The following is a 20,114-nucleotide window of genomic DNA, read 5'->3' on the forward strand; positions in this document are numbered from 1 at the left end:
CGGCGTTGAGCACGAGACACGTCAGGCAAAACAGATGGAGCGATTCATGACGACCCGAACAGCGGCGGTCTACCGCATGGTAATGGAGGACCATGTCTGTCCCTATGGCATCAAGACGGTCGATCTTCTCAAGCGGCAAGGTTTCGAGGTCGACGATCATCACCTGACCAGCAGGGAGGAAACCGACGCATTCAAGGACAAGCACAACGTCGAGACCACCCCGCAGACCTTTATCGAAGACAAGCGCATTGGCGGCTATGACGATGTCCGCGAGTTCTTCGGCAAGAGCCGTTCGCAGCCAGAGGAAGGCGAGACCAGCTATCAGCCGGTCATTGCGATTTTCGCGGTCGCGCTTCTGCTCGCGCTCGGACTGAGCTGGGCTTTTTTTGATAACCTCTTCACTGTCCGGGCCGCCGAATGGTTCGTGAGCCTATCGATGACCCTGCTCGCCGTTCAGAAGCTTCAGGACGTGCGCAGTTTCTCGACGATGTTCCTCAACTACGACCTACTCGCACGGCGCTGGGTGCCCTATGGCTTCGTCTACCCGTTCGGCGAAGCCGCTGCCGGCATTCTCATGACCGCGGGCGCGCTGACTTGGCTTTCTGCTCCGTTGGCATTGTTCATCGGCACCGTCGGCGCTGTCAGCGTCTTCAAAGCTGTCTACATCGACAAGCGTGAGCTCAAATGCGCCTGCGTGGGCGGCAGCAGCAATGTGCCGCTCGGCTTCGTCTCGCTGACCGAAAATCTGTTCATGATCGGAATGGGTCTGTGGATGGGCGCGAAGCTTCTCGCATGATCACCGCGCTCCTTCTCGCCGTCCTTCTGTTCCTCTCGGCTGTCGCTTCGCACCTTGCCATTCTGGGTGTCGGTCACCGGCTTCTCGACCGGCGCCGCGATACGCTGGCAAAGCTTGCCGTTTCGCTGCTCGTGCTCGCGTCGCATTTTCTGGTCGCGATCCTTTTTGCAGCAGGTTTCTGGCTGGGCGCGCAATGGGGCCTGGGAGGTTTCGACAAGGCGCCTTCCATGGACTGGATGGACTACTTCTATTTCTCGCTCATCAACGTGACCACACTGGGCCTGGGCGACATTTATCCGACCGAGCACCTGAGAGTTCTGGCCGGCGTCGAGGCCCTCACCGGCTTCGCTCTCATCAGCTGCTCGGCGCAGCTATTCTGGACCATGATGCAAAAAGGAGAAAAAGCATGACTGAAAAGACGACCCACTCGGACAAGGGAGGGGGCGGCAGCTACTGGCGATTCATGGCCATGGTGTCGACCTCGACCGTGATCATGTTCTTCCTGATGTATGCCAACACCTTTACCGTCGATGATCTTTTCTGGAGCGAAACGCGCTTCTGGATGATGTTTGTCATGGGCGCGATGATGATGGTTGTCATGCTGCTCTTCATGTGGGGCATGTACAAGGACCGGACCAAGAACTTCATTATTCTGGGCGTCGGCGCCTTCGTGTTCGCCCTCGCGCTGTGGCTGGTGCGCAGCCAGACCACCGTCGACGATACCGAATATATGGCAGCGATGATCCCGCACCACTCGATCGCGATCATGACCAGCGAACGCGCGAGCCTGAAGGATCCTCGCGTGCGCGAACTCGCTCAGGCCATCATCGTCGCCCAGCGCCGCGAAATCGCCGAGATGAAATATCTCATCGACGATATCGAACAGAACGGTCCTCGGACCGAAGAACGCCTGCCCGAGGAGATGCAGCCATGAACAAGATAGCTTTCACGGCGCTCATCGCGCTACCGCTTGCCGCCTGCAATTCGAACACCGCTCCGGGCAACGACCGCGAAGCCCAGCTCGACCCGCCTGCCACTGCCGCGCCGATCGAGGATGCGGCCAGTGCACTGGCAAATGTTGACCCGGGCCTCATGCTTCCCGGGACCATGAATGACGCGGACCTTGCTGCTCTGGGCGCAGGACAGGCCTGCCAGTTCCGCCTGACCGAAGTGGCCTTTCCCTCATTTGTCTATGACGGTGACGGGAGCGGAGCGATCAAGATCAATGGCAAATTGATCCCCGTCGCTTCTGATGGTCCCGGTAGCTATTCGAATGGCGAGCTTCGGATCAAAACCCGTATGTTGGATGGTGAAGGCGATGCGGGCTTGCAAATGCAGGAGATGATCGTCGCAGCGCCAAGAGCCAAGGATGAATTCGGCTTTTGGGGCTATACCACCTGTCCGGCTGAAGGAGCCTGAAACTGGCAGGGCGCACGGGCGGGCCACCGGCTACCCCATGCGCCCGCGCCTCCTCCGTTCGTCGCCCCCGCCAGTTTTAACAGGAACAAGCAGATGACTGATACGAGGCCCATCGCTGTCTTCGGGGCGGGCGGGAAGACCGGCACCGAGCTATTGAGGCGTGCCCTTGCCTCGGACATACCGATCCGCGCCTTCGAACACACAGTGCCTGGATCAGACGAGCGGGTGGGCGACTTCGAATATATCGAATGCGATGTGCTGTCGGACGATTTCGCGGGCGATCTCGATGGCTGCCGCGCGGTTATCTCGACGCTCGGTGTCGCTTTCGGTCCGGGCAATGCGATGGATCCACCGCCGCTCTATACCGATGGCACGCGCAACCTGCTCGAGGCGATGGCACAGACGAAGATCGACCGCATTGCCGTGATCTCCGCTGCCTTCGTCGAACATCAGTCGAGCGTCCCGGCGTGGTTTGAACTCACCGCCAAGCCTGCATTGTTCAATATACTCGAGCAGATGCGCGCCATGGAAGCGATGCTCAGCGACGCCCAAGGCATCAAATGGACGGCCGCACGACCGGGCTGGCTGCTGGATGAGCCTTACACCGGCGATGCCGTCATTACGGACGAACGCTTGGCAGAAGGCTGTTTCCGCTGCCGTCATGCTGATCTCGCGGCGAGCCTGCTCGATTTCGTGTGCGAAGATACCTGGATCAACGCAAAGCCTGCCATCGGCAGGCCCGAAGCCGAACATTTCGAAAGTCCCGCCGCCATCAAGGCCGAACTCGGGATCGATTGAGCGCCGTATAATTTTGCGATTTGTGACAGGCCCGCACGTTGCAAGTTGTGAGCAACAGACAAGGAAATCGTATGTTTCTGGAGAAAATCAAAACCCCTGGCCTCTCGCACCTTTCCTATATCATCGGCTCGGGCGGACAGGCAGCGGTCATCGATCCGCGCCGGGACTGCGAGATCTATGTCGAAAAGGCGCGGGCCGAAGGACTGGAGATAACGCACATCTTCGAAACCCATCGCAATGAGGATCTGATCAGCGGCTCGCCGATCTTGGCCGATTTGACAGGAGCCAAGGTCTATCACGGGCCCAACGCGGCAGGCGAGATCGTTTTTGCCAATACCGCACGCGAGGGCGATTGTTTCGAGCTGGGTCAATTGCGGATCGAGGTGCTGGAAACACCTGGACACACCGACGATCATCTCGCTTTCATCATCCATGACGGCGAATATTCCGAGGGACCGGTCGGCGTCTTTACCGGCGATGCCCTGTTTGTCGGCGATGTCGGGCGCACCGATTTCTATCCCGAGCGCAAGGAAGAGGTCGCAGGCCTTCTGTTCGACTCACTGCAGAAACTTTGCGGCCTCGGCGATCAGGCGATTATCTACCCGGCGCATGGTGCGGGCTCGGTCTGCGGGTCGGGAATGGCGGATCGGGAATTCTCGACAATCGGCCACGAGCGACGCAACAACCCTCGCCTGCGCATCTCCGACCGCGACGAGTTCATCAAGGCGAAGGTGGCAGAACACCACCACCAACCTCCCTATTTCCGGCTGATGGAACGGCTTAACCTCGAAGGGGCCGATGCCGCGCCGCGGGTCATACGACCAAGGCGCTTAGGGCTGGGAGAGCTTGACGAGATCGAAGCCGATCACTTGGTCGATGTGCGCGAGCCGCTCGCCTACGCTGCCGGCCATCTGCCGGGTGCCATGTGCCTTCCGGTGGGAATGATACCGGCCTTTGCCGGATGGTTTCTCAGTGAAGGCGACAGGATCGCCCTCATCGCTTCCGAGGAAGACCAGCTAGCCCAGGCCATGGCCCATCTGGTGCGTATCGGTCTCGATAATGTTGTCGGCGGCTATGTCGGCGTGGTTCCAGCTGCCGCACAGGGCAAAGCGATGCGCAGCATTCCCATGATCGGCACAAAAGAAATCGCGCGCAGGCTCGATCAAGACAGCGGCGAGTGGACCTTGCTCGACGTGCGCGACGCGGACGAACGGCAAGTAGCAAGGATCGACGGGTCAGCACATATCTATGTCGGTGAGCTCAACACGCGGTGGGAAGATCTCGACCGCGACCGCCATTACACGCTGATGTGCGCGAGCGGTATGCGGGCGAGCGTTGCTGCGGGCTGGCTGGCAAGCCAGGGCTTCAAGCGCCTCGACATCTATCTCGGCTCCATGGGCGCTTGGAAAAAACGCGTATAGCTGAAGTTTGGCCTCTCAGACTTCGAGGCGCAGACCCCGCAGCCGCAGCGCATTGCCTATCACCGATACGGAAGAGAGGCTCATGGCTGCGGCCGCAATCATCGGGCTGAGCAGCACTCCGAAGAAGGGATACAGCACGCCTGCCGCGACCGGGATGCCGAGTGTGTTGTAAGCGAAGGCGAAAAACAGGTTCTGCCGGATGTTGCGCATCGTCCCACGCGACAGCACGATGGCCTGCACCACTCCTGTCAGGTCGCCGCGAACCAGCGTCACGCCGGCGCTTTCGATTGCGACATCGGTGCCGGTGCCCATGGCAATGCCGACATCGGCGGCGGCCAGTGCAGGCGCATCGTTGATCCCGTCCCCTGCCATGCCGACGCGGCGACCTTGCGCTTTCAGCTCTTCGATCTTGCGGTGCTTGTCTTCGGGCGAGACATTCGCATGCACTTCATCGATTTTCATTTCGCGCGCGACCGCTTCGGCAGTGCTGCGGCTGTCGCCCGTCAGCATAACGACCCGGATGTCGCGCTTGTGCAGCGCCGCAATAGCCGCTGCGCTGGTAGGCTTGATCGGATCGGCCACCGCGATAAGGCCTGCCGGCCGGCCATCGAACGCAACGAACATCACCGTCTGACCCTGCTTGCGACCATTTTCGGCCGAGCCCAGCCAGGCCTCGTCATTGATCCCGACGCGCCGCATCATCTTCTCATTTCCGATCGCAACACGGCGGTCCTGGACGTTGGCTTCAACGCCTTCCCCAGTCGTCGAAGCGAGATCCGTGGCATTGGCAGGAGAAACGCCGCGCGTCCGCGCGCCCTCGACAATGGCATAGGCCAGCGGATGTTCGCTCCCCATTTCGACACCTGCCACCGCAGCCAGGAAATCGCTTTCCTTGATGTCATCTGCCGGCGTCACCGCCACCAAATCGGGTTTGCCCATCGTCAGCGTGCCGGTCTTGTCGACCACCAGCGTATCGATTTTCTCGAGTGTCTCCAGCGCCTCGGCATTGCGGATCAGAATCCCGTGCTGGGCACCCTTGCCTGTGCCCGTCATGATCGACATCGGCGTAGCGAGACCGAGCGCACAGGGACAGGCGATGATCAGGACTGCAATGGCATTGACCAGCGCATAGGCAAGCGCTGGTGCGGGCCCCCAGATTCCCCATACCACGAAGGTGGCGATGGCTATCACCACCACCGCAGGCACGAACCAGCCCGCCACCTGATCTGCCAGTCGCTGGATCGGTGCGCGGCTGCGCTGCGCCTCGGCCACCATCTGGACGATCTTGGACAGCATCGTGTCTTTGCCCACACCGGTCGCGCGCATGACGAACCCGCCAGTCTGGTTGACCGTGCCGCCAATGACTGTGTCGCCAGCCTGTTTGGCGACCGGCAGCGGTTCGCCGCTGATCATGGATTCGTCGATGGCGCTCGATCCCTCTTCGATCTCGCCATCGACCGGAACCTTATCGCCCGGTCGAACGCGCAGACGATCGCCTGTGGCCAGCTGGTCGAGCGGCACCTCGCGCTCATCGCCGGAGCCGAAGATCTTGACCGCGCTGGGCGGCGCCAATTCGAGCAATGCGCGCAAAGCGCTCGAGGTCGAGCCTCTTGCCTTGAGCTCGAGGACCTGTCCGAGCAAAACGAGTGTGGTTATGACCGCTGCCGCCTCGAAATAGATCCCGACCCGTCCCGAATGGTCGCGGAACGCCGCAGGGAACAGATCGGGCGCGACCGTCGCCACCACGCTGAACAGATAGGCGATGGCAACGCCAAACCCGATCAGCGTGAACATGTTGAGATTGCGCGTCTTGAGCGACTGGACGGCCCGAACGAAGAACGGCCAGGCTCCCCAAAGAACAACCGGTGTGGCAAGGGCAAACTGCGCCCATTGCGCCCAGGCAGGTTCGATCAGCCGGTCGAAACTGAGCCCCGGTGCCATGTCGCTCATCGCGTAGACGAACAAAGGCAGCGTGAGCAGCGCGCTCCACCCGAACCTACGCCGCATGTCGACCAGTTCGGGATCGGGGCCATCGTCTAGCGAAACCGTTTCCGGTTCGAGCGCCATGCCGCAAATCGGGCATGAACCCGGCCCGGGCTGGCGGATTTCAGGGTGCATCGGGCAGGTGTAGATCGTGCCTTCGGGCACATCCTCGACCGCGTCGAGATGCGCGCCCGAGAGATAGAGCTCGGGATCGGTGACGAACTTGTCGTGACATCGCGGCGAACAAAAATAGTGCTCGGCCCCCGCATGCTTCGCGATATGCTCTGCTCCGTCGATCGCTACGCTCATGCCGCAGACGGGATCGATGGCGGTGCCTTCGAGCAAGCTTGCGTCCGTGCTCATCGCTCTTCCTTTCTCACTCTACAGCAGACCTCTTACAGCCTTGTGCCGAATACCTTCGAATTGCCGTCACGATACCAGATTCCGGTCGCCCCGCATCTCATTGGGCGGCACCAGGTTTGCCAGGCACCACCCAACCGACTCACTGCTTCGTGATCGACGTGATCACATTGCCTTCAGAACCAGTACGAAATTCAAAGGCAATTCCCTCACCGACGCTTACTTCGCTGCGCAGTTGTTCATCGGCTCCAAAAGCCATGGTCATCGCAGGCCATTCGATCGCCGGGACCGGACCGTGGTCGACGGTTATCGTGCCCGCTTCGGCATCGATTGCAGTGACCGTGCCTTCTGCGTTGGCGGTTTGCATTCCGCTGCCAGGTTCCATCATCGGCATATCTTCGCCGTCCATCATTTCATTCTCTGCCATCGGCATGTCGTTCATCTGGGCAGTGTCCTGGCCAGAATCGCAGGCCGCCATCGCCAGCGGAAGGGCCAGTAGGCTCATGAGGGTTGTGGTACGCATTCTTCTTCTCCTTGGGGTTGGGTTGGCCGTTCGGGCCGGGGGCGCCGCATCAACAAATATGCGGCGGGGATAACGAACATCGAAAGCAGCGGTGCGGTGATCATGCCGCCCACCATCGGCGCGGCGATGCGGCTCATGACCTCCGAACCTGCGCCGGTTCCAATGAGGATAGGGAAGAGACCGGCAAGAATGACGGCCACGGTCATCGCCTTGGGACGCACGCGCAGAAGAGCACCCTCCCTGATGGCTTCGCCCACGCCGTCCGCATCGAGGGCACCGCTGCGCCGGGCCAGCGCAGACTTGAGGTAGATCAGCATGATGACGCCGAACTCGGCAGACACACCGGCAAGCGCAATAAAACCCACCGATGTCGCAACAGACTGGTTGTAGCCCATCAGATAGAGCAGCCAGAAGCCGCCGGTGAGGGCAAAGGGCAGTGTGCCCATAACAAGTAGCGCTTCGTCGAAGCGGCGGAAGATCAGGTACAGCAAAACGAAGATGATGCCGAGCGTCGCGGGAACGACGACCTGCAACCGCTCATTGGCGCGGGTGAGATATTCAAACTGGCCCGCGTAAGAGATGCTCACACCGGCAGGCAGATCGACGCCCTCTGACACCGCCTCCTGAAGATCGCTTACGACCGAAGTAAGATCGCGCCCGCGCGTGTCGACATAGACCACGCTGATAAGACGGCCCTGCTCATTCTTGAGCATGGGGGGGCCATCGCTGACGCTCACCTGCGCTACGGTGCCGAGCGTAATTTGCTGGCCAGAGGGGGTTAGCAAAGGCAGCGCGCGCAGTTCTCCGAGACTGTCGCGGATCTCGCGCGGATAGCGGACATTGATAGGATATCGCGCCAATCCTTCGACTGTCCGTCCGATATTCGCGCCGCCGATCGCGCCTGACACAATTTGCTGAACATCGGCGATATTCAGCCCGAAACGCGCCGCAGCGACCCGGTCGATGTCCACATCGACATAGCGGCCTCCCGAAAGACGCTCTGCCAATGCGGAGCTGACGCCAGGAACCTGTTTTGCGACATTCTCGACCTGCAAAGCTACGCGCTCGATTTCGGCAAGGTCCTCGCCGGACACTTTCACGCCGATCGGGCTTTTGATACCGGTCGCGAGCATATCGATGCGGTTGCGGATCGGGGGCACCCAGACATTGGCGAGTCCCGGCACCTGCACAGCACGATCGAGCTCGTCGACGAGCTTCTCTGGCGTCATGCCCGGCCGCCAGTCTTCGCGCGGCTTGAACCGGATGGTTGTCTCGAACATCGTGAGCGGCGCGGGGTCGGTCGCTGTATCGGCCCGCCCCGCTTTTCCGAAAACGGTGTCGACTTCCGGTACGGATTTGATCAGTCGGTCCGTCCGCTGAAGCAATGCGGACGCTTCACCAGGAGACAGGCCAGGCAGAGCGCTCGGCATGTAGAGGAGATCGCCTTCATCGAGCGGGGGAAGAAATTCTCCTCCAAGACGGGTGAACGGGATCAGCGCTGTAAGGAATACCAGTCCGGCCACAACCAAAGTGGTTTTCGGTCGGCGCATTACCCAATCAAGACCGGGCCGGTAGGCGTTGGTCAGCAAGCGATTGAGGACGTTGGTGTCCTCCTTGGGTATCTTCCCGCGGATCAGCCAGCCCATCAGAACGGGAACCAGCGTCACCGACAGAATGGCGGCCGCCGCCATGGCATAGGTCTTGGTAAAGGCCAGTGGGGAGAAGAGCCGCCCTTCCTGCGCCTGCAGAGTAAACACCGGCAGGAACGATAGGGTTATGATCAGGAGGCTGAAAAACAGCGCTGGCCCCACCTCTTTCGATGCGTCCGCAATCAGTTTCCAGCGCTCATCGTTGGACATCTTCTCGTCGGGATGGTCCTCTTCCCAATGCTCGATATGCTTGTGCGCGTTCTCGATCATGACGATGGCAGCGTCGACCATCGCGCCGATTGCGATGGCGATGCCGCCCAAGGACATGATGTTCGCATCGACCCCCTGGAACCGCATCACGATAAAGGCCGCCAGCACCCCCAATGGAAGCGTGACGATCGCCACCAATGCTGATCGCACATACCACAGGAACAGCGCGCAAACGATCGCGACGATGATAAATTCGGCGATGAGTTTTCCGGTCAGGTTTTCGATCGAGGCGTCGATCAGCTTCGAACGATCATAGGTCGTGACAATCTCGACCCCTTCAGGAAGACTGGCCTGGAGCACGTCGAGCTTCTCTTCGACAGCCGCGATCGTTGCCCGCGCATCCTCGCCTTGTCTAAGCACAACAATACCGCCTGCGACTTCGCCTTCGCCATTGAGTTCGGCGATTCCTCGCCGCATTTCGGGGCCAAGCTGGATCGTGGCGATATCGGATAGAGTAACCGGTATACCGTTCCCGACTGATTTGAGAGGGATCTGCCGGAAGTCGTCGAGAGACGTGAGATAGCCTGAAGCGCGGACCATAAACTCGGCCTCGCCCATTTCGACCACCGATCCGCCAGCCTCTTGATTGGAAGCTTGTATGGCGCGCACGACATCGCTGTAAGTGACGCCAAGCGAAGCCATGCGATAAGGCTCCAGGACGACCTGGTATTGCTTGACCATGCCGCCGACGCTGGCGACCTCTGCGATGCCCGGAATGGTCTGCAGCTCATAGCGCAAGAACCAGTCCTGAAGGCTCCGAAGGCCAGCAAGGTCGCTGTTCCCCGTTCGGTCAACCAGCGCATATTCGTAAATCCAGCCTACGCCCGTCGCGTCCGGCCCGAGCGAGCTGGTCACTCCGTCGGGCAATTCGTTTTGCACCTGGTTGAGATATTCGAGCACGCGCGAACGCGCCCAGTAGAGGTCCGTCCCATCCTCGAAGATCACGTAGACGAAGCTGTCGCCGAACATCGAATAGCCGCGCACTGTTTCCGCGCCCGGCACCGAGAGCATCGTCGTTGCGAGCGGATAGGTGACCTGGTCCTCGACGATGCGCGGAGCTTGCCCCGGATAATTCGACCGCACCACGACCTGCACATCAGACAGATCTGGGATCGCATCGACAGACGTTGCGCGCACCGCCCAGAAGCCGGCGAGCGCGACCGCGAAGGCCGCCAGAACGATGAAAAACCGATTGGCGATCGAGGCATCGATTATGCGCGCGATCATCGGTCGGTCTTCCGAATGGATTCGATGCGCGGACCGGTGTCGTGCTGCGAGAAGGTAAACTCGACCTTGTCGCCCGGTTCAATACCGTCAACTAGAGCGGCGTCGGCGAGGGCGAAGGGCATGACCATGCTTGGCCATTCGAGGGCGGGAACCGGCGCGTGGTTGAGAGTGATCGAAGCACCAGCGATTTTCGTCACTCTTCCCGTAGCGGTGTATGCCCTCATCTTTGGCGAGCCGTCCGACGCCATGCTCATGGTCCCATCGATCGACCTGACGTCGATCCCGCCAAGACTTGCTTCGGAGTCGATCAGGAACTGACCTGAAGTGACGACCTGCTCGCCCTCCGCAAGGCCTGCGAGTATCTCTGTCCTGCCATTCGCTTCGCGCCCGATTTCGACCTCGGCAGGCAGGAACGCGCCTTCATCCTGCTTGAGCATCACGAGATTTCGGCGTCCGGTTCGAATGACCGCCTCCGACGGTACCAGCAAGGCTCGCCGTGTGTCGGGTGAAAGCGACACCTGCGCGAACATCCCTGGTTTCAACCTGCTGCGCGGATTGGGTAGCTCAGCCCGGACGGTGATGGTTCGGCTCGCGGCATCGGCGCTTGGAAGGATGGCAACAATCCGTCCCGCAAATCGCTGATCCGGATACGCTGCCAGGGTCGCACTGATGGGCTGGCCCTGCCGGATATTTGCGGCCTGGGCTTCAGGAACCGAAGCTTCAAGCCATATCGGCGAAAAGCCCGTAATCTCGGCCAAAGTCTGACCTTCCATTACAGTCATGCCGGAGCGCACCCCAAGCATTGTTACGGCACCGCCCACCGGAGCCGTGACGGTGATCGTGTTTTGGGCTCTGCGTGTGCGTTCGACCGATGCGATCATTGCGTCGTTCATTCCAAGCAATCGCATGCGCTGCCGCATCGCATCTGCCAGCGCCCGATCGCCAGTATTGAGCACAGCAATGTACTCGCGCTGCGCGCCGCCCCAATCAGGGACCAAAATATCGACGATCGGAGCGCCGCGACTGACGACATCGTCCTGCGTAAGGCCATAGGTGCGTTGGACGTAGCCCCCCGCGCGCGGCTGGACGATAGCTATATCCCTGCTGTTGTATGCGAGGACACCCGTAACGGTGATCTCCGGTTCGAGAACGCCGAACTCGGCTGCTGCGGTGCGAATTCCGAAATTCTGCACAAGGCCGGGATCAATCCGGACGCCCGCTTCCGCAGCTTCTCCGGCGCACTTGGGAACCAGCATCATGTCCATGAAGGGCGACTTACCGGGCTCGTCAAAACGTTGTCCGGGCACCATCGGATCGTACCAATAAAGCACATCCTCACAGTCAGTATCCGTCGGCGAGCCAGCTCCGCTGCTCTCGCCGCCGAGCATGTGAAGACCGTAGCCAGCAGCCAGGCTGACAAGGGCAATACCTAGCCCAGCCGCAAACATGCGTCGGCGCTGCGTAAATCGTTCGAGCACGGAGTTCATGGCCTGCCCTCCCCGTATGTGAGTTGTAGCTCGACCGCCGCCTGCACGGCCGCCTGTTCGCGTTCGAGAATTTCCAGCTCGAGCAAGGCAAGTGCGGATTTCGCCGCAATCACATCGACGAGATCGGCACGCCCGGCCGCAAAGCTGGCTGTCTCGAGGTCAACGCGGTCACGCGCGAGCGGAAGAAGTTCATCACGCGCGCGGCGCCATTGGCGCATAGTGCTGCGCCAAGTGGCGAGATCGGCTTCGAAATCCGCGACCAGCGCGCGTCTGCGATCCTCGCGTTCGGCCAAAGCGGCAGCGGCATCGGCTTCGGCGGCGGCGATGCGCGGATTCTGCCGCCGGTCGGTGAAGATCGGAAGAGTAATCGACCCCATGACCGACACCGCATCGCCAAACGCCTGGTCGCGACGACCATAGTTGACGCTCACCCCAAAATCCGGCCTCTTTTCAGCGCGAGCGAGCGCGACACCGGCTTCGGCCCGGTCTCGTTCCGCATCGGCCAGAATGAGTTCGGGATTCCCTTCCAGTTCGAAGCGAAGCTGGTTTTCATCCAGAGCCGCCGTGGGAGCCTCACCCAAGGCAACCGGGTCAGGGAACGGTATGTATCGGGAAAGCTGCGCTTGCGCCGTCTCGCGCTCGGCCTCGATCGACGTCGCTGCATCCTCGATCCCAAGCAATTCGCGCCGTATCACGAGGCTTTCGGCCGGGCGGGCCGAGCCCGACGCAACTGCGCTATTGGCAACAGGGATGAAGGCTCGCAGCTCATCGAGCGCTGTGCTGGCGAGATCGAGGCGTTCTTGCGCGTAGAACAAGCTGACCCAAGCGGTTCCAGCGCTTGCGAGAAGATTGCGCTCCGCCATACCGAGCCGTGCTTCCGCCACCCGAACTTCGGAACTGGCAACGCCATACCTCGCCCGTCGCCGCGCAAGATTGGGTATCTCCTGCTCGATACCGATGGCGACTTGCGTAGGAAGTTGCCGGTCAAGCTCGAACGCCGCGGGTCCGCTTACCGGAAGGTTCATAACCCCTGCGCGTAAACGCGGGTCGGGAAGCTCGTCCGCCGCTTCCGCAGCCTCGCGCCGTGATTGTACACGCAGCGCGCCAGCTTCCAAAACGGGTTGCTCGCCCCGCACCGCTGCAAGTGCTTCCTCGTATCCGACAGACTGCGCTTGCGCAGCTTGCGCGGCGAGCAGTGCCGAAAACGGCACCCAGCCAATTCGCCAATCCATAATTCTCACTCTTTCAAAGCGAACTGGCCGGGAACGACTTCGGCGTACGCGTCAATCGACACGGCGCAAGTCAAGTAATCCGTCAAGCTCGCAAACGGCGCAGAGCACCGCCCGGGAAATGCTAGATGGTGAGTTCGGTTTGTGGAGGCGGAGATTCCGGCGGTCGAGGCTGGCTGTCGAGCCTGTTGGCGCTAGCGGCCAGATACGTAGGCGCAACAGGAAACGGTCCTGCATGCGCCAGTCCCGGACCCGCAAGCGCCAGCGGTGGCAGGCAATTCATGGCTACGAGACAATCGAGGCTCATCTCGCAGCATGAGCCATGCTGTTCGGCCGGGTCCGTTTCGGAAACCATCTGTTCGGGCATCGCGTGTTCAGACATGCCGTGCTCGGCCATGCCTTGCGCCATTTCAGCACAATCAGCCGACCCAGCCATTTCGCTCTGCGGAACGGCCGCCTGCGCAGCAACCTGCACAAGCAGTCCAAAGCTGAAGCAAATCAGGGTCAAGGCGCGAACAAATTTCACGAAGCTGCGATAGTCTGAATAAGGAGCCGAGGCAATCCAGCGGCCAAAATGCAAAATTCGAGCATCATCTTCGGAATTCGTCGCCTTTGATATGTTGGGTGCCCGCTTCCTCATGCTTATCCCTGTGCGCATCGCGAAGGATATCGATCCCGCCATACAGGGCGATGCCAGCAACCGCGATCCCAACCACGAGATCCGGCCAATTTGCGCCTGTAAGCATAACGATGATCCCGGCGACGATGATACCGCCGTTCGATATGAAATCGTTAAAGCTAAACGTGGTCGCTGCGCGCAGATTGACATCCTTTTGCTGAAGCTTCTGGAGCATGCGCAGGCATATGAGGTTCACCACCGCCGCGATGCCCGCCATGGCGATCATCATCAGGCCGCCCGGCTCGGAGCCTTCGATGAAACGCCTGACGGCATCGGCGATAACGCCTCCGGCGAAGACTAGGAGCATAATGCCTGAGAAACGCGCGGCCCCTCGTTTCCAGGATTGCGAACGGGTGAGAGCCAGAAGACTGAGCGCGTAGACAAATGCATCGGATGAATTGTCGAGCCCGTTGGCCAAGAGCGCGTTCGAGTCCGCAAAATAGGCAACGACAAAGAAACCAACCGCGATTGCGACGTTGAGCCACAATACGATCCACAATGTGCGTCGCTTGTCCGCCGAATCCAGATCGAAGTCATCGTTGCAGCTCATACTGGCTTCCCCGTTCTCTCTTTTGTGCCGCCCTTCTCCTTATACGCCAGCAGCCGGAGCGCGTTGGCGACCACGATCAGTGTCGATCCTTCGTGAACCGCGACAGCGGGGCCTATCCCGAGACCGAAAATGGTTGCCGGGATGAGCACGACGACAATTCCGAGACTGACGATCATATTCTGCCGGATGATCGACCGGGTCTGTCGGCTCAGATCGACGGCGAAAGGCAGTCGGGCGAGATCATCGGCCATCAGCGCGACATCGGCTGTCTCCAATGCAACGTCCGATCCGGCAGCCCCCATTGCTATTCCGACCGTTGCGTTCGCCATGGCCGGAGCGTCATTGACCCCGTCTCCGACCATCGCAACCTTGTCCTGGCCGGCAAGCTTGCGGATGGCCTTGACCTTGTCGTCGGGCATGAGATTGCCCCAGGCCTCGTCGAGGCCGACTTCCTTTCCAACCGCATCGGCCACTCTTTGGTCGTCGCCCGAGATCATGATCATTCGGGTGATCCCGAGGCCGCGCAACGCTTCGAGCGTCGCCTTTGCCGCCGCACGCGGCGTGTCGAGCAAGCCGATCGCTCCGAGATCGCGCGTTTCCGAGCGAACGCCCATCGTCGTCCGCCCGCGCTCGCGCATGGACTCTATAGCATCCGACAGTTCGGCACTGAGCGGAGGGACCCCATCTTGCCCGAACATTTCGAGCTTTCCGATCCACACCCGCTCACCGCCGACAAGCGCGGTGATGCCCTTGCCTGTGAAGCTTTCGAGATCGGTTGCTTCGGGCAGAGTCTCATCGCCAAGCCGCTGCTTGCCGTCCCTGACAATCGCCTGTGCCAGGGGATGATCGCTCAGATTTTCAGCCGCCGAAGCAATCGCAAGCAGTTCGTTTTCAGATACACCCTGCGCGGGTTCGACATCGGTAATGCGGGGTTCGCCTTCGGTAAGAGTACCGGTCTTGTCGAACGCGATGGCCTTGAGCGCACCGAGATCCTCGAGCGGCGCGCCGCCCTTTACCAGAATGCCGCTGCGCGCTGCTCTGGCCACTCCGGACAAGACCGCGCTCGGGGTCGCGATCGCCAAAGCGCAGGGGCTGGCAGCCACAAGCACCGCCATCGCCCGGTAGAAACTGTCGCGGAAGGGTTCGTCGATGACGACCCATGCGAAAAGGAGCAGGCCGGCCAGAGCGAGCACGGCAGGCACGAAAATTCGCTCGAAGCGCTGCGTGAAGCGCTGGGTAGGAGATTGCTGAGCCTCGGCTTCGCTCACCATTTGGACGACCTTGGCTAGGGTCGTATCGCTCGATCGCCGGGTCACTTCCACTTCGAGTGCGCCCGATCCGTTGATCGTCCCCGCGAAGACGCGATTGTCATCCGCAAGATTGTCAGGATTGGCGCGCGCAGAAGCGACATCCGAAACCGCGCTCTTGTCGACCGGCACGCTTTCGCCGGTCACCGGAGCCTGATTGATGGCACTGACGCCGTCCAGGATGAAGCCATCAGCCGGAAGGCGTTCGTTCGGACGCACGATTACCACGTCGCCTAGCGCAAGCTCCTCGACCGGGATCTCAACTACGTCAGTTCCGCGCTTTACCCGTGCGGTGTCCGGGGCAAGCCCGGCGAGCGCTTCGATAGCTTTCTTCGCGCGCCCCATCGCGTAGTGTTCGAGCGCGTGGCCGAAACTGAACAGGAACAGCAGTAGCGCGCCTTCGGCCCATTCCCCGAGAAAGGCGGCGCCCGCAGCGGCGACAAGCATGAGGCTGTCGATTTCGAACCGGCGGAGGCGCAAATTGTCCCACGCCTCTCGGAGAGTGAAGAAGCCTCCGAAGAAATATGCCACTATATAACAAGCGAACGGCAGCCAGACCGGATGCCCGTCCCATAGCTTCTCGATCCCGAAGCCGATGGCGAGAAATGCGCCCGAAGCGAGCGAGAAAAAGAGTTCAGTATTAGCGCCGAAGATGCCGCCGTGACTGTGCCCGGAATGATCTTTATCGTCATGGCGGTGTTCTTCAGCATCTCTGGCATTTGCGGCGATTTTGTCGGCCTTGATTGAAACCCCCAGTTCTTGCAGCGCATTGGCAATCGCGGTCTCATCGGTACGCCGGCGGTCGAACTCGGCGACCAGCTTTCCGCTCGCATCGGCATTTGCTTCAAGTACGCCGGATTCGCGGGCTACCAGATCTGCGACCGTCTGCGCCCGGCGCACCGAATTAATGCCCTCGGTTTGCCACACAACATGCCCGTAGCGCCCGGAAATTTCCGCTCCTGCTACGTGCGCAAGTTCTCTGATCCGCGCGATCGTGAGACGATCGGGATCGTAAGATATTGCAAGCTGGGCAGGTGCACTGTTCGATCCTTCAACGACCTCGACCCCATGCACACCTGCCCGCGAACTGAGCAACGACTGCAGCCGAGCGATACATCTGTCGGTGTCGCTCGGAATGTCCGGGAGAAGCGACGATAGTTCGAGTTCGATATTCCGTGTCACTAGCTGTCGCTCCTCGCTGCTGCTGATGTCTCAACCTGGGTCGCGCGCGGTTTTCTCGCGAAGATCAGGCTTACAATGGCAGGCAATACGAACAGGGTGAGCGCGGTGGCGGTGATCAACCCACCAATGACAACCGTAGCCAATGGACGTTGCACTTCGGCCCCGGTTCCCGTCGCAAGCGCCATCGGAACAAAGCCGAGCGATGCAACTAGCGCTGTCATCAACACCGGCCGCAGCCGCGCGATCGCGCCCTCGATGATCGCGTCGCCCAGTTCCAAGCCTTGCTCGAGACGCTGCTTGATCGCTGTGATCATGACGAGGCCGTTCAGCGTCGCAACTCCGGAGAGAGCAATGAACCCCACCGCTGCCGAGATGGAAAAAGGCATGCCGCGCAGAGCCAGGAAAAAGACCCCGCCAGCCAGTGCCATAGGGATTGCGCTGAACACCGCCAGCGCAGGGACCCAACCGCCGACCGCCAAATACAGGAGCAACAAGATGACGCCGAAGGCGAGCGGAACCACGATCAGCAGACGCTGCTGAGCCTGTTGCAGGTTCTGGTACTGACCGCCCCATTCGATGAACGATGCGGACGGCAAATCAACATTCGCGGCAACCTCGGACTGTGCCTGCTCGACGAATGACCCAAGATCACGTTCACGAACGTTGGCGGACACAATCACCAGCCGGCGACCCTGCTCGCGCCGGACCTCGGCCAAGCCATCGATCACCTGAAACTTTGCCACTGCGCGCAACGGCACGGTTCCTCCATTGGGAAGCACGATCGGCAATGATCCGAGCTGGTCGAAGTCATTGCGATTTGCATCCGATAGCCTGACCACGACATCGAAACGTCGATCGCCTTCGAACACCAGCCCTGCGTTTCGACCTCCAAGCGCTATGGCAACGGACTGCGCCACGTCTTCGACCGTGAGGCCGTAGCGCGCAATCGTTGGCCTATCGAAGGCTATATCGAGCGTCGGAAAACCCGAAACCTGCTGGACCTTCACATCGGCCGCGCCCTCGACACCGCGGAGCACGACCGCGACCTGGTTTGCAGCCGCAGTCATGGCCGTGAGATCATCGCCGTAGAGTTTGATCGCGACATCGCCGCGAACGCCTGCGATAAGCTCGTTAAAGCGCAGCTCGATGGGCTGGCTGAATTCATAGAGATTGCCAACGAGATTGCCGAGCGCCTCTTCCATCTCGCTTACAAGTTGATCCTTAGACAGCGAGGGGTCAGGCCATTCTTCGCGCGGTTTGAGGATAACATAGGCATCCGAGATGTTCGGCGGCATGGGGTCGGTCGCGACCTCTGCCGTGCCGGTGCGCGAAAATACCAGCTCAACCTGCGGGAATTGCTTCAATCGCGCTTCAACCTGGCGCTGCATTGTAAGCGACTGCTCCAGTGGGGTGGAAGGAATACGCAATGACTGGACAGCCAGATCACGCTCGTCGAGCTGCGGTGTAAATTCGCTGCCGATGAAGCTGAAGACAAGCGCCGCGAGCGCGAACACGCCGACTCCGGTACCGATGACAGGCCATGGACGGGCAAGCGCTCTGCGCAGCAGCGGACCATAGCGCTCCTTTGTCATTCGGATGGGCTTTGCTTCCTGTTCGTTGATTTTCTTGTTCAGCAAGAGAGCGATCATCGCGGGGACGAACGTGAGCGAGAGGATGAATGCCGAGGCAAGTGCCAGCATCACCGTGATGGCCATGGGCGAAAATGTCTTGCCCTCAACCCCGGTGAAGGTGAGGAGTGGCGCAAAAACCAGAAAGATGATCGCCTGGCCATACACCGTTGGCTTGATCATCTCATGCGCCGCTGCCCGCGTCTCGGCAAGGCGTTCGCGCAGTGTGAGCAAACGTCCCTCGTGCTCCTGCCTTGCGGCGAGGCGCGCGATGCTGTTTTCGACGATGATTACAGCGCCATCGACAATCAGGCCGAAATCAAGCGCACCAAGACTCATCAGATTGCCAGATACGCCAAGCCGGTTCATGCCAATAGCTGCCATCAGCATCGACAAAGGGATGACCAGAGCTGCAATGATCGCGGCGCGGATGTTTCCAAGCAGCAAGAACAAAATAACGATGACGAGAAGCGCGCCCTCGACAAGGTTGTTGCGTACCGTCACGATGGTCGCATCGACGAGTGTCGAACGGTTGTAGACGATCTCCGCCTCAACTCCTGCTGGAAGCGACGACCGTACCTCGTCGAGCCTGTCGGCAGCACCCGCAGCTACGGTGCGGCTGTTTTCGCCTGCGCGCATCAGCACAGTACCCACGACGGCTTCCTCGCCATTCAGCGAGGCTGCACCAGTGCGGAGATCGCCGCCAATCTCGACCGTTGCCACGTCGCCGACGCGGATCGGCACACCTTCGCGCGTTGCCACCACTGCCTGCGCAATGTCTTCTACGGAATTCAGCCGGGAATCGACCCGTGCAAGAAGAGCTTCGCCAGCCCTTTCGACAAAGTTGGCGCCTTCGGCTTGGTTCGCCGCTTCGAGCGCGGTAATCAGCTGGTCGAGCGAAACGCCGTAGCCGTTGAGGCGGTCGGGGTCTGGCTGCACCAGGTACTGCTTCTCAAAGCCACCGATCGAGTCCACGCCCGCCACGCCGTCGGCCGTACGCATCAGCGGCGCGACAACCCAATCCTGTACCGTGCGCAGATAGGCGGCTCTTGCCACCGCCGTGTCCAATCGCTCGCCCCGGTCCGTGAGAAAGCTGCCGTCCTTCTGCCAGCCAACAGCACCACCCTTGGGCGCATCGGTTCCACCCGGATGCTCGAATTCGATGGTATACATCAACACCTCGCCGAGACCGGTTGCAATCGGACCCATTGACGGCTCCGCACCTGCAGGAAGCGAAGAGGCCAGGTTGGCGATCCTCTCTTCGACCTGCGACCGGGCAAAGTAGATGTCGGTGCCTTCTTCGAAGATCGCGGTGACCTGGCTGAAGCCGTTACGCGAGATCGAGCGGGTCATCTCAAGTCCCTCGATACCGGCTAGTCCGGTTTCGACAGGGAAGGTTACCTGCGTTTCGATCTGCGAGGGCGAGAGGGCCGGTGCCTCGGTGTTTATCTGCACCTGAACATTGGTGATGTCCGGCACCGCATCAATCGGCAGTTTTGCTAGATTGAACGCGCCCCAAATGGCAACACCTAGGGCAAGGGCTACGACCGCCCAGCGATTGCGCACCGACCAGTCAAGGACGCCGCCAATCAGGCCATCATGGCTG

Annotated in this window: 15 protein-coding genes; 6 read left to right on the forward strand and 9 right to left on the reverse strand. The window is 60.5% G+C overall.

Translation table 11 applies throughout. The features are described 5' to 3' along the window. Nucleotides 1-46 precede the first annotated feature (46 nt). The 6 genes from ACXYL9_RS09310 (at nucleotide 47) to ACXYL9_RS09335 (ending at nucleotide 4,434) form a co-directional block, all read left to right on the forward strand. Nucleotides 47-796 carry a glutaredoxin family protein gene (locus tag ACXYL9_RS09310; RefSeq protein WP_173214109.1) on the forward strand — a complete coding sequence of 250 codons (750 nt, stop codon included), beginning with the start codon at nucleotides 47-49 and terminating at the stop codon, nucleotides 794-796. Continuing rightward, nucleotides 793-1,206, forward strand: a complete 414-nt coding sequence (locus tag ACXYL9_RS09315; RefSeq protein WP_173214107.1) for a potassium channel family protein — start codon at nucleotides 793-795, stop codon at nucleotides 1,204-1,206. The genes ACXYL9_RS09310 and ACXYL9_RS09315 overlap by 4 nt, the downstream gene beginning before the upstream one ends. Next, the gene (locus tag ACXYL9_RS09320; protein WP_010412760.1) at nucleotides 1,203-1,730 is read left to right on the forward strand and encodes a DUF305 domain-containing protein; all 528 of its coding nucleotides are present in this window, start codon (nucleotides 1,203-1,205) and stop codon (nucleotides 1,728-1,730) included. The genes ACXYL9_RS09315 and ACXYL9_RS09320 overlap by 4 nt, the downstream gene beginning before the upstream one ends. Further along, nucleotides 1,727-2,215: a DUF6692 family protein gene (locus tag ACXYL9_RS09325; RefSeq protein ID WP_173214105.1), complete on the forward strand. Its 489-nt coding sequence runs from the start codon at nucleotides 1,727-1,729 to the stop codon at nucleotides 2,213-2,215. The genes ACXYL9_RS09320 and ACXYL9_RS09325 overlap by 4 nt, the downstream gene beginning before the upstream one ends. Nucleotides 2,216-2,308: 93 nt before the next feature. Then, nucleotides 2,309-3,013: an NAD(P)-dependent oxidoreductase gene (locus tag ACXYL9_RS09330; RefSeq protein ID WP_173214103.1), complete on the forward strand. Its 705-nt coding sequence runs from the start codon at nucleotides 2,309-2,311 to the stop codon at nucleotides 3,011-3,013. Nucleotides 3,014-3,084: 71 nt separating this feature from the next. Further along, on the forward strand, nucleotides 3,085-4,434 hold the full coding sequence (locus tag ACXYL9_RS09335; protein ID WP_173214101.1) for an MBL fold metallo-hydrolase: 1,350 nt from the start codon (nucleotides 3,085-3,087) through the stop codon (nucleotides 4,432-4,434). Between the two features lie 15 nt (nucleotides 4,435-4,449). Here ACXYL9_RS09335 and ACXYL9_RS09340 read toward each other — a convergent pair whose 3' ends face one another. The 9 genes from ACXYL9_RS09340 to ACXYL9_RS09380 all read right to left on the reverse strand — a co-directional run bounded on the left by ACXYL9_RS09340 (nucleotide 4,450) and on the right by ACXYL9_RS09380 (nucleotide 20,101). Further along, the gene (locus tag ACXYL9_RS09340) at nucleotides 4,450-6,780 is read right to left on the reverse strand and encodes a heavy metal translocating P-type ATPase (RefSeq protein ID WP_173214099.1); all 2,331 of its coding nucleotides are present in this window, start codon (nucleotides 6,778-6,780) and stop codon (nucleotides 4,450-4,452) included. 139 nt (nucleotides 6,781-6,919) lie between these two features. Next, nucleotides 6,920-7,282: a copper-binding protein gene (locus tag ACXYL9_RS09345; RefSeq protein WP_172970324.1), complete on the reverse strand. Its 363-nt coding sequence runs from the start codon at nucleotides 7,280-7,282 to the stop codon at nucleotides 6,920-6,922. Beyond that, nucleotides 7,279-10,446 (reverse strand): efflux RND transporter permease subunit, encoded by a 3,168-nt coding sequence (locus ACXYL9_RS09350; RefSeq protein WP_152434346.1) that lies wholly within the window; start codon nucleotides 10,444-10,446, stop codon nucleotides 7,279-7,281. Before ACXYL9_RS09350 ends, ACXYL9_RS09345 begins: the two co-directional genes overlap by 4 nt. Further along, nucleotides 10,443-11,933, reverse strand: a complete 1,491-nt coding sequence (locus tag ACXYL9_RS09355; RefSeq protein ID WP_173214097.1) for an efflux RND transporter periplasmic adaptor subunit — start codon at nucleotides 11,931-11,933, stop codon at nucleotides 10,443-10,445. Before ACXYL9_RS09355 ends, ACXYL9_RS09350 begins: the two co-directional genes overlap by 4 nt. Further along, the gene (locus ACXYL9_RS09360) at nucleotides 11,930-13,165 is read right to left on the reverse strand and encodes a TolC family protein (RefSeq protein ID WP_152434344.1); all 1,236 of its coding nucleotides are present in this window, start codon (nucleotides 13,163-13,165) and stop codon (nucleotides 11,930-11,932) included. The genes ACXYL9_RS09355 and ACXYL9_RS09360 overlap by 4 nt, the downstream gene beginning before the upstream one ends. 121 nt (nucleotides 13,166-13,286) lie before the next feature. Further along, complete coding sequence (locus ACXYL9_RS09365; RefSeq protein ID WP_271438921.1) at nucleotides 13,287-13,688, reverse strand: hypothetical protein; 402 nt, start codon at nucleotides 13,686-13,688, stop codon at nucleotides 13,287-13,289. Between the two features lie 64 nt (nucleotides 13,689-13,752). After that, the gene (locus ACXYL9_RS09370) at nucleotides 13,753-14,391 is read right to left on the reverse strand and encodes a cation diffusion facilitator family transporter (RefSeq protein ID WP_152434343.1); all 639 of its coding nucleotides are present in this window, start codon (nucleotides 14,389-14,391) and stop codon (nucleotides 13,753-13,755) included. Next, nucleotides 14,388-16,880: a heavy metal translocating P-type ATPase gene (locus tag ACXYL9_RS09375; protein WP_173214095.1), complete on the reverse strand. Its 2,493-nt coding sequence runs from the start codon at nucleotides 16,878-16,880 to the stop codon at nucleotides 14,388-14,390. Before ACXYL9_RS09375 ends, ACXYL9_RS09370 begins: the two co-directional genes overlap by 4 nt. Next, on the reverse strand, nucleotides 16,880-20,101 hold the full coding sequence (locus tag ACXYL9_RS09380; RefSeq protein ID WP_173216237.1) for an efflux RND transporter permease subunit: 3,222 nt from the start codon (nucleotides 20,099-20,101) through the stop codon (nucleotides 16,880-16,882). The genes ACXYL9_RS09375 and ACXYL9_RS09380 overlap by 1 nt, the downstream gene beginning before the upstream one ends. Nucleotides 20,102-20,114: the final 13 nt, after the last annotated feature.

It is taken from the genome of Qipengyuania sp. CAU 1752 (assembly GCF_054482615.1).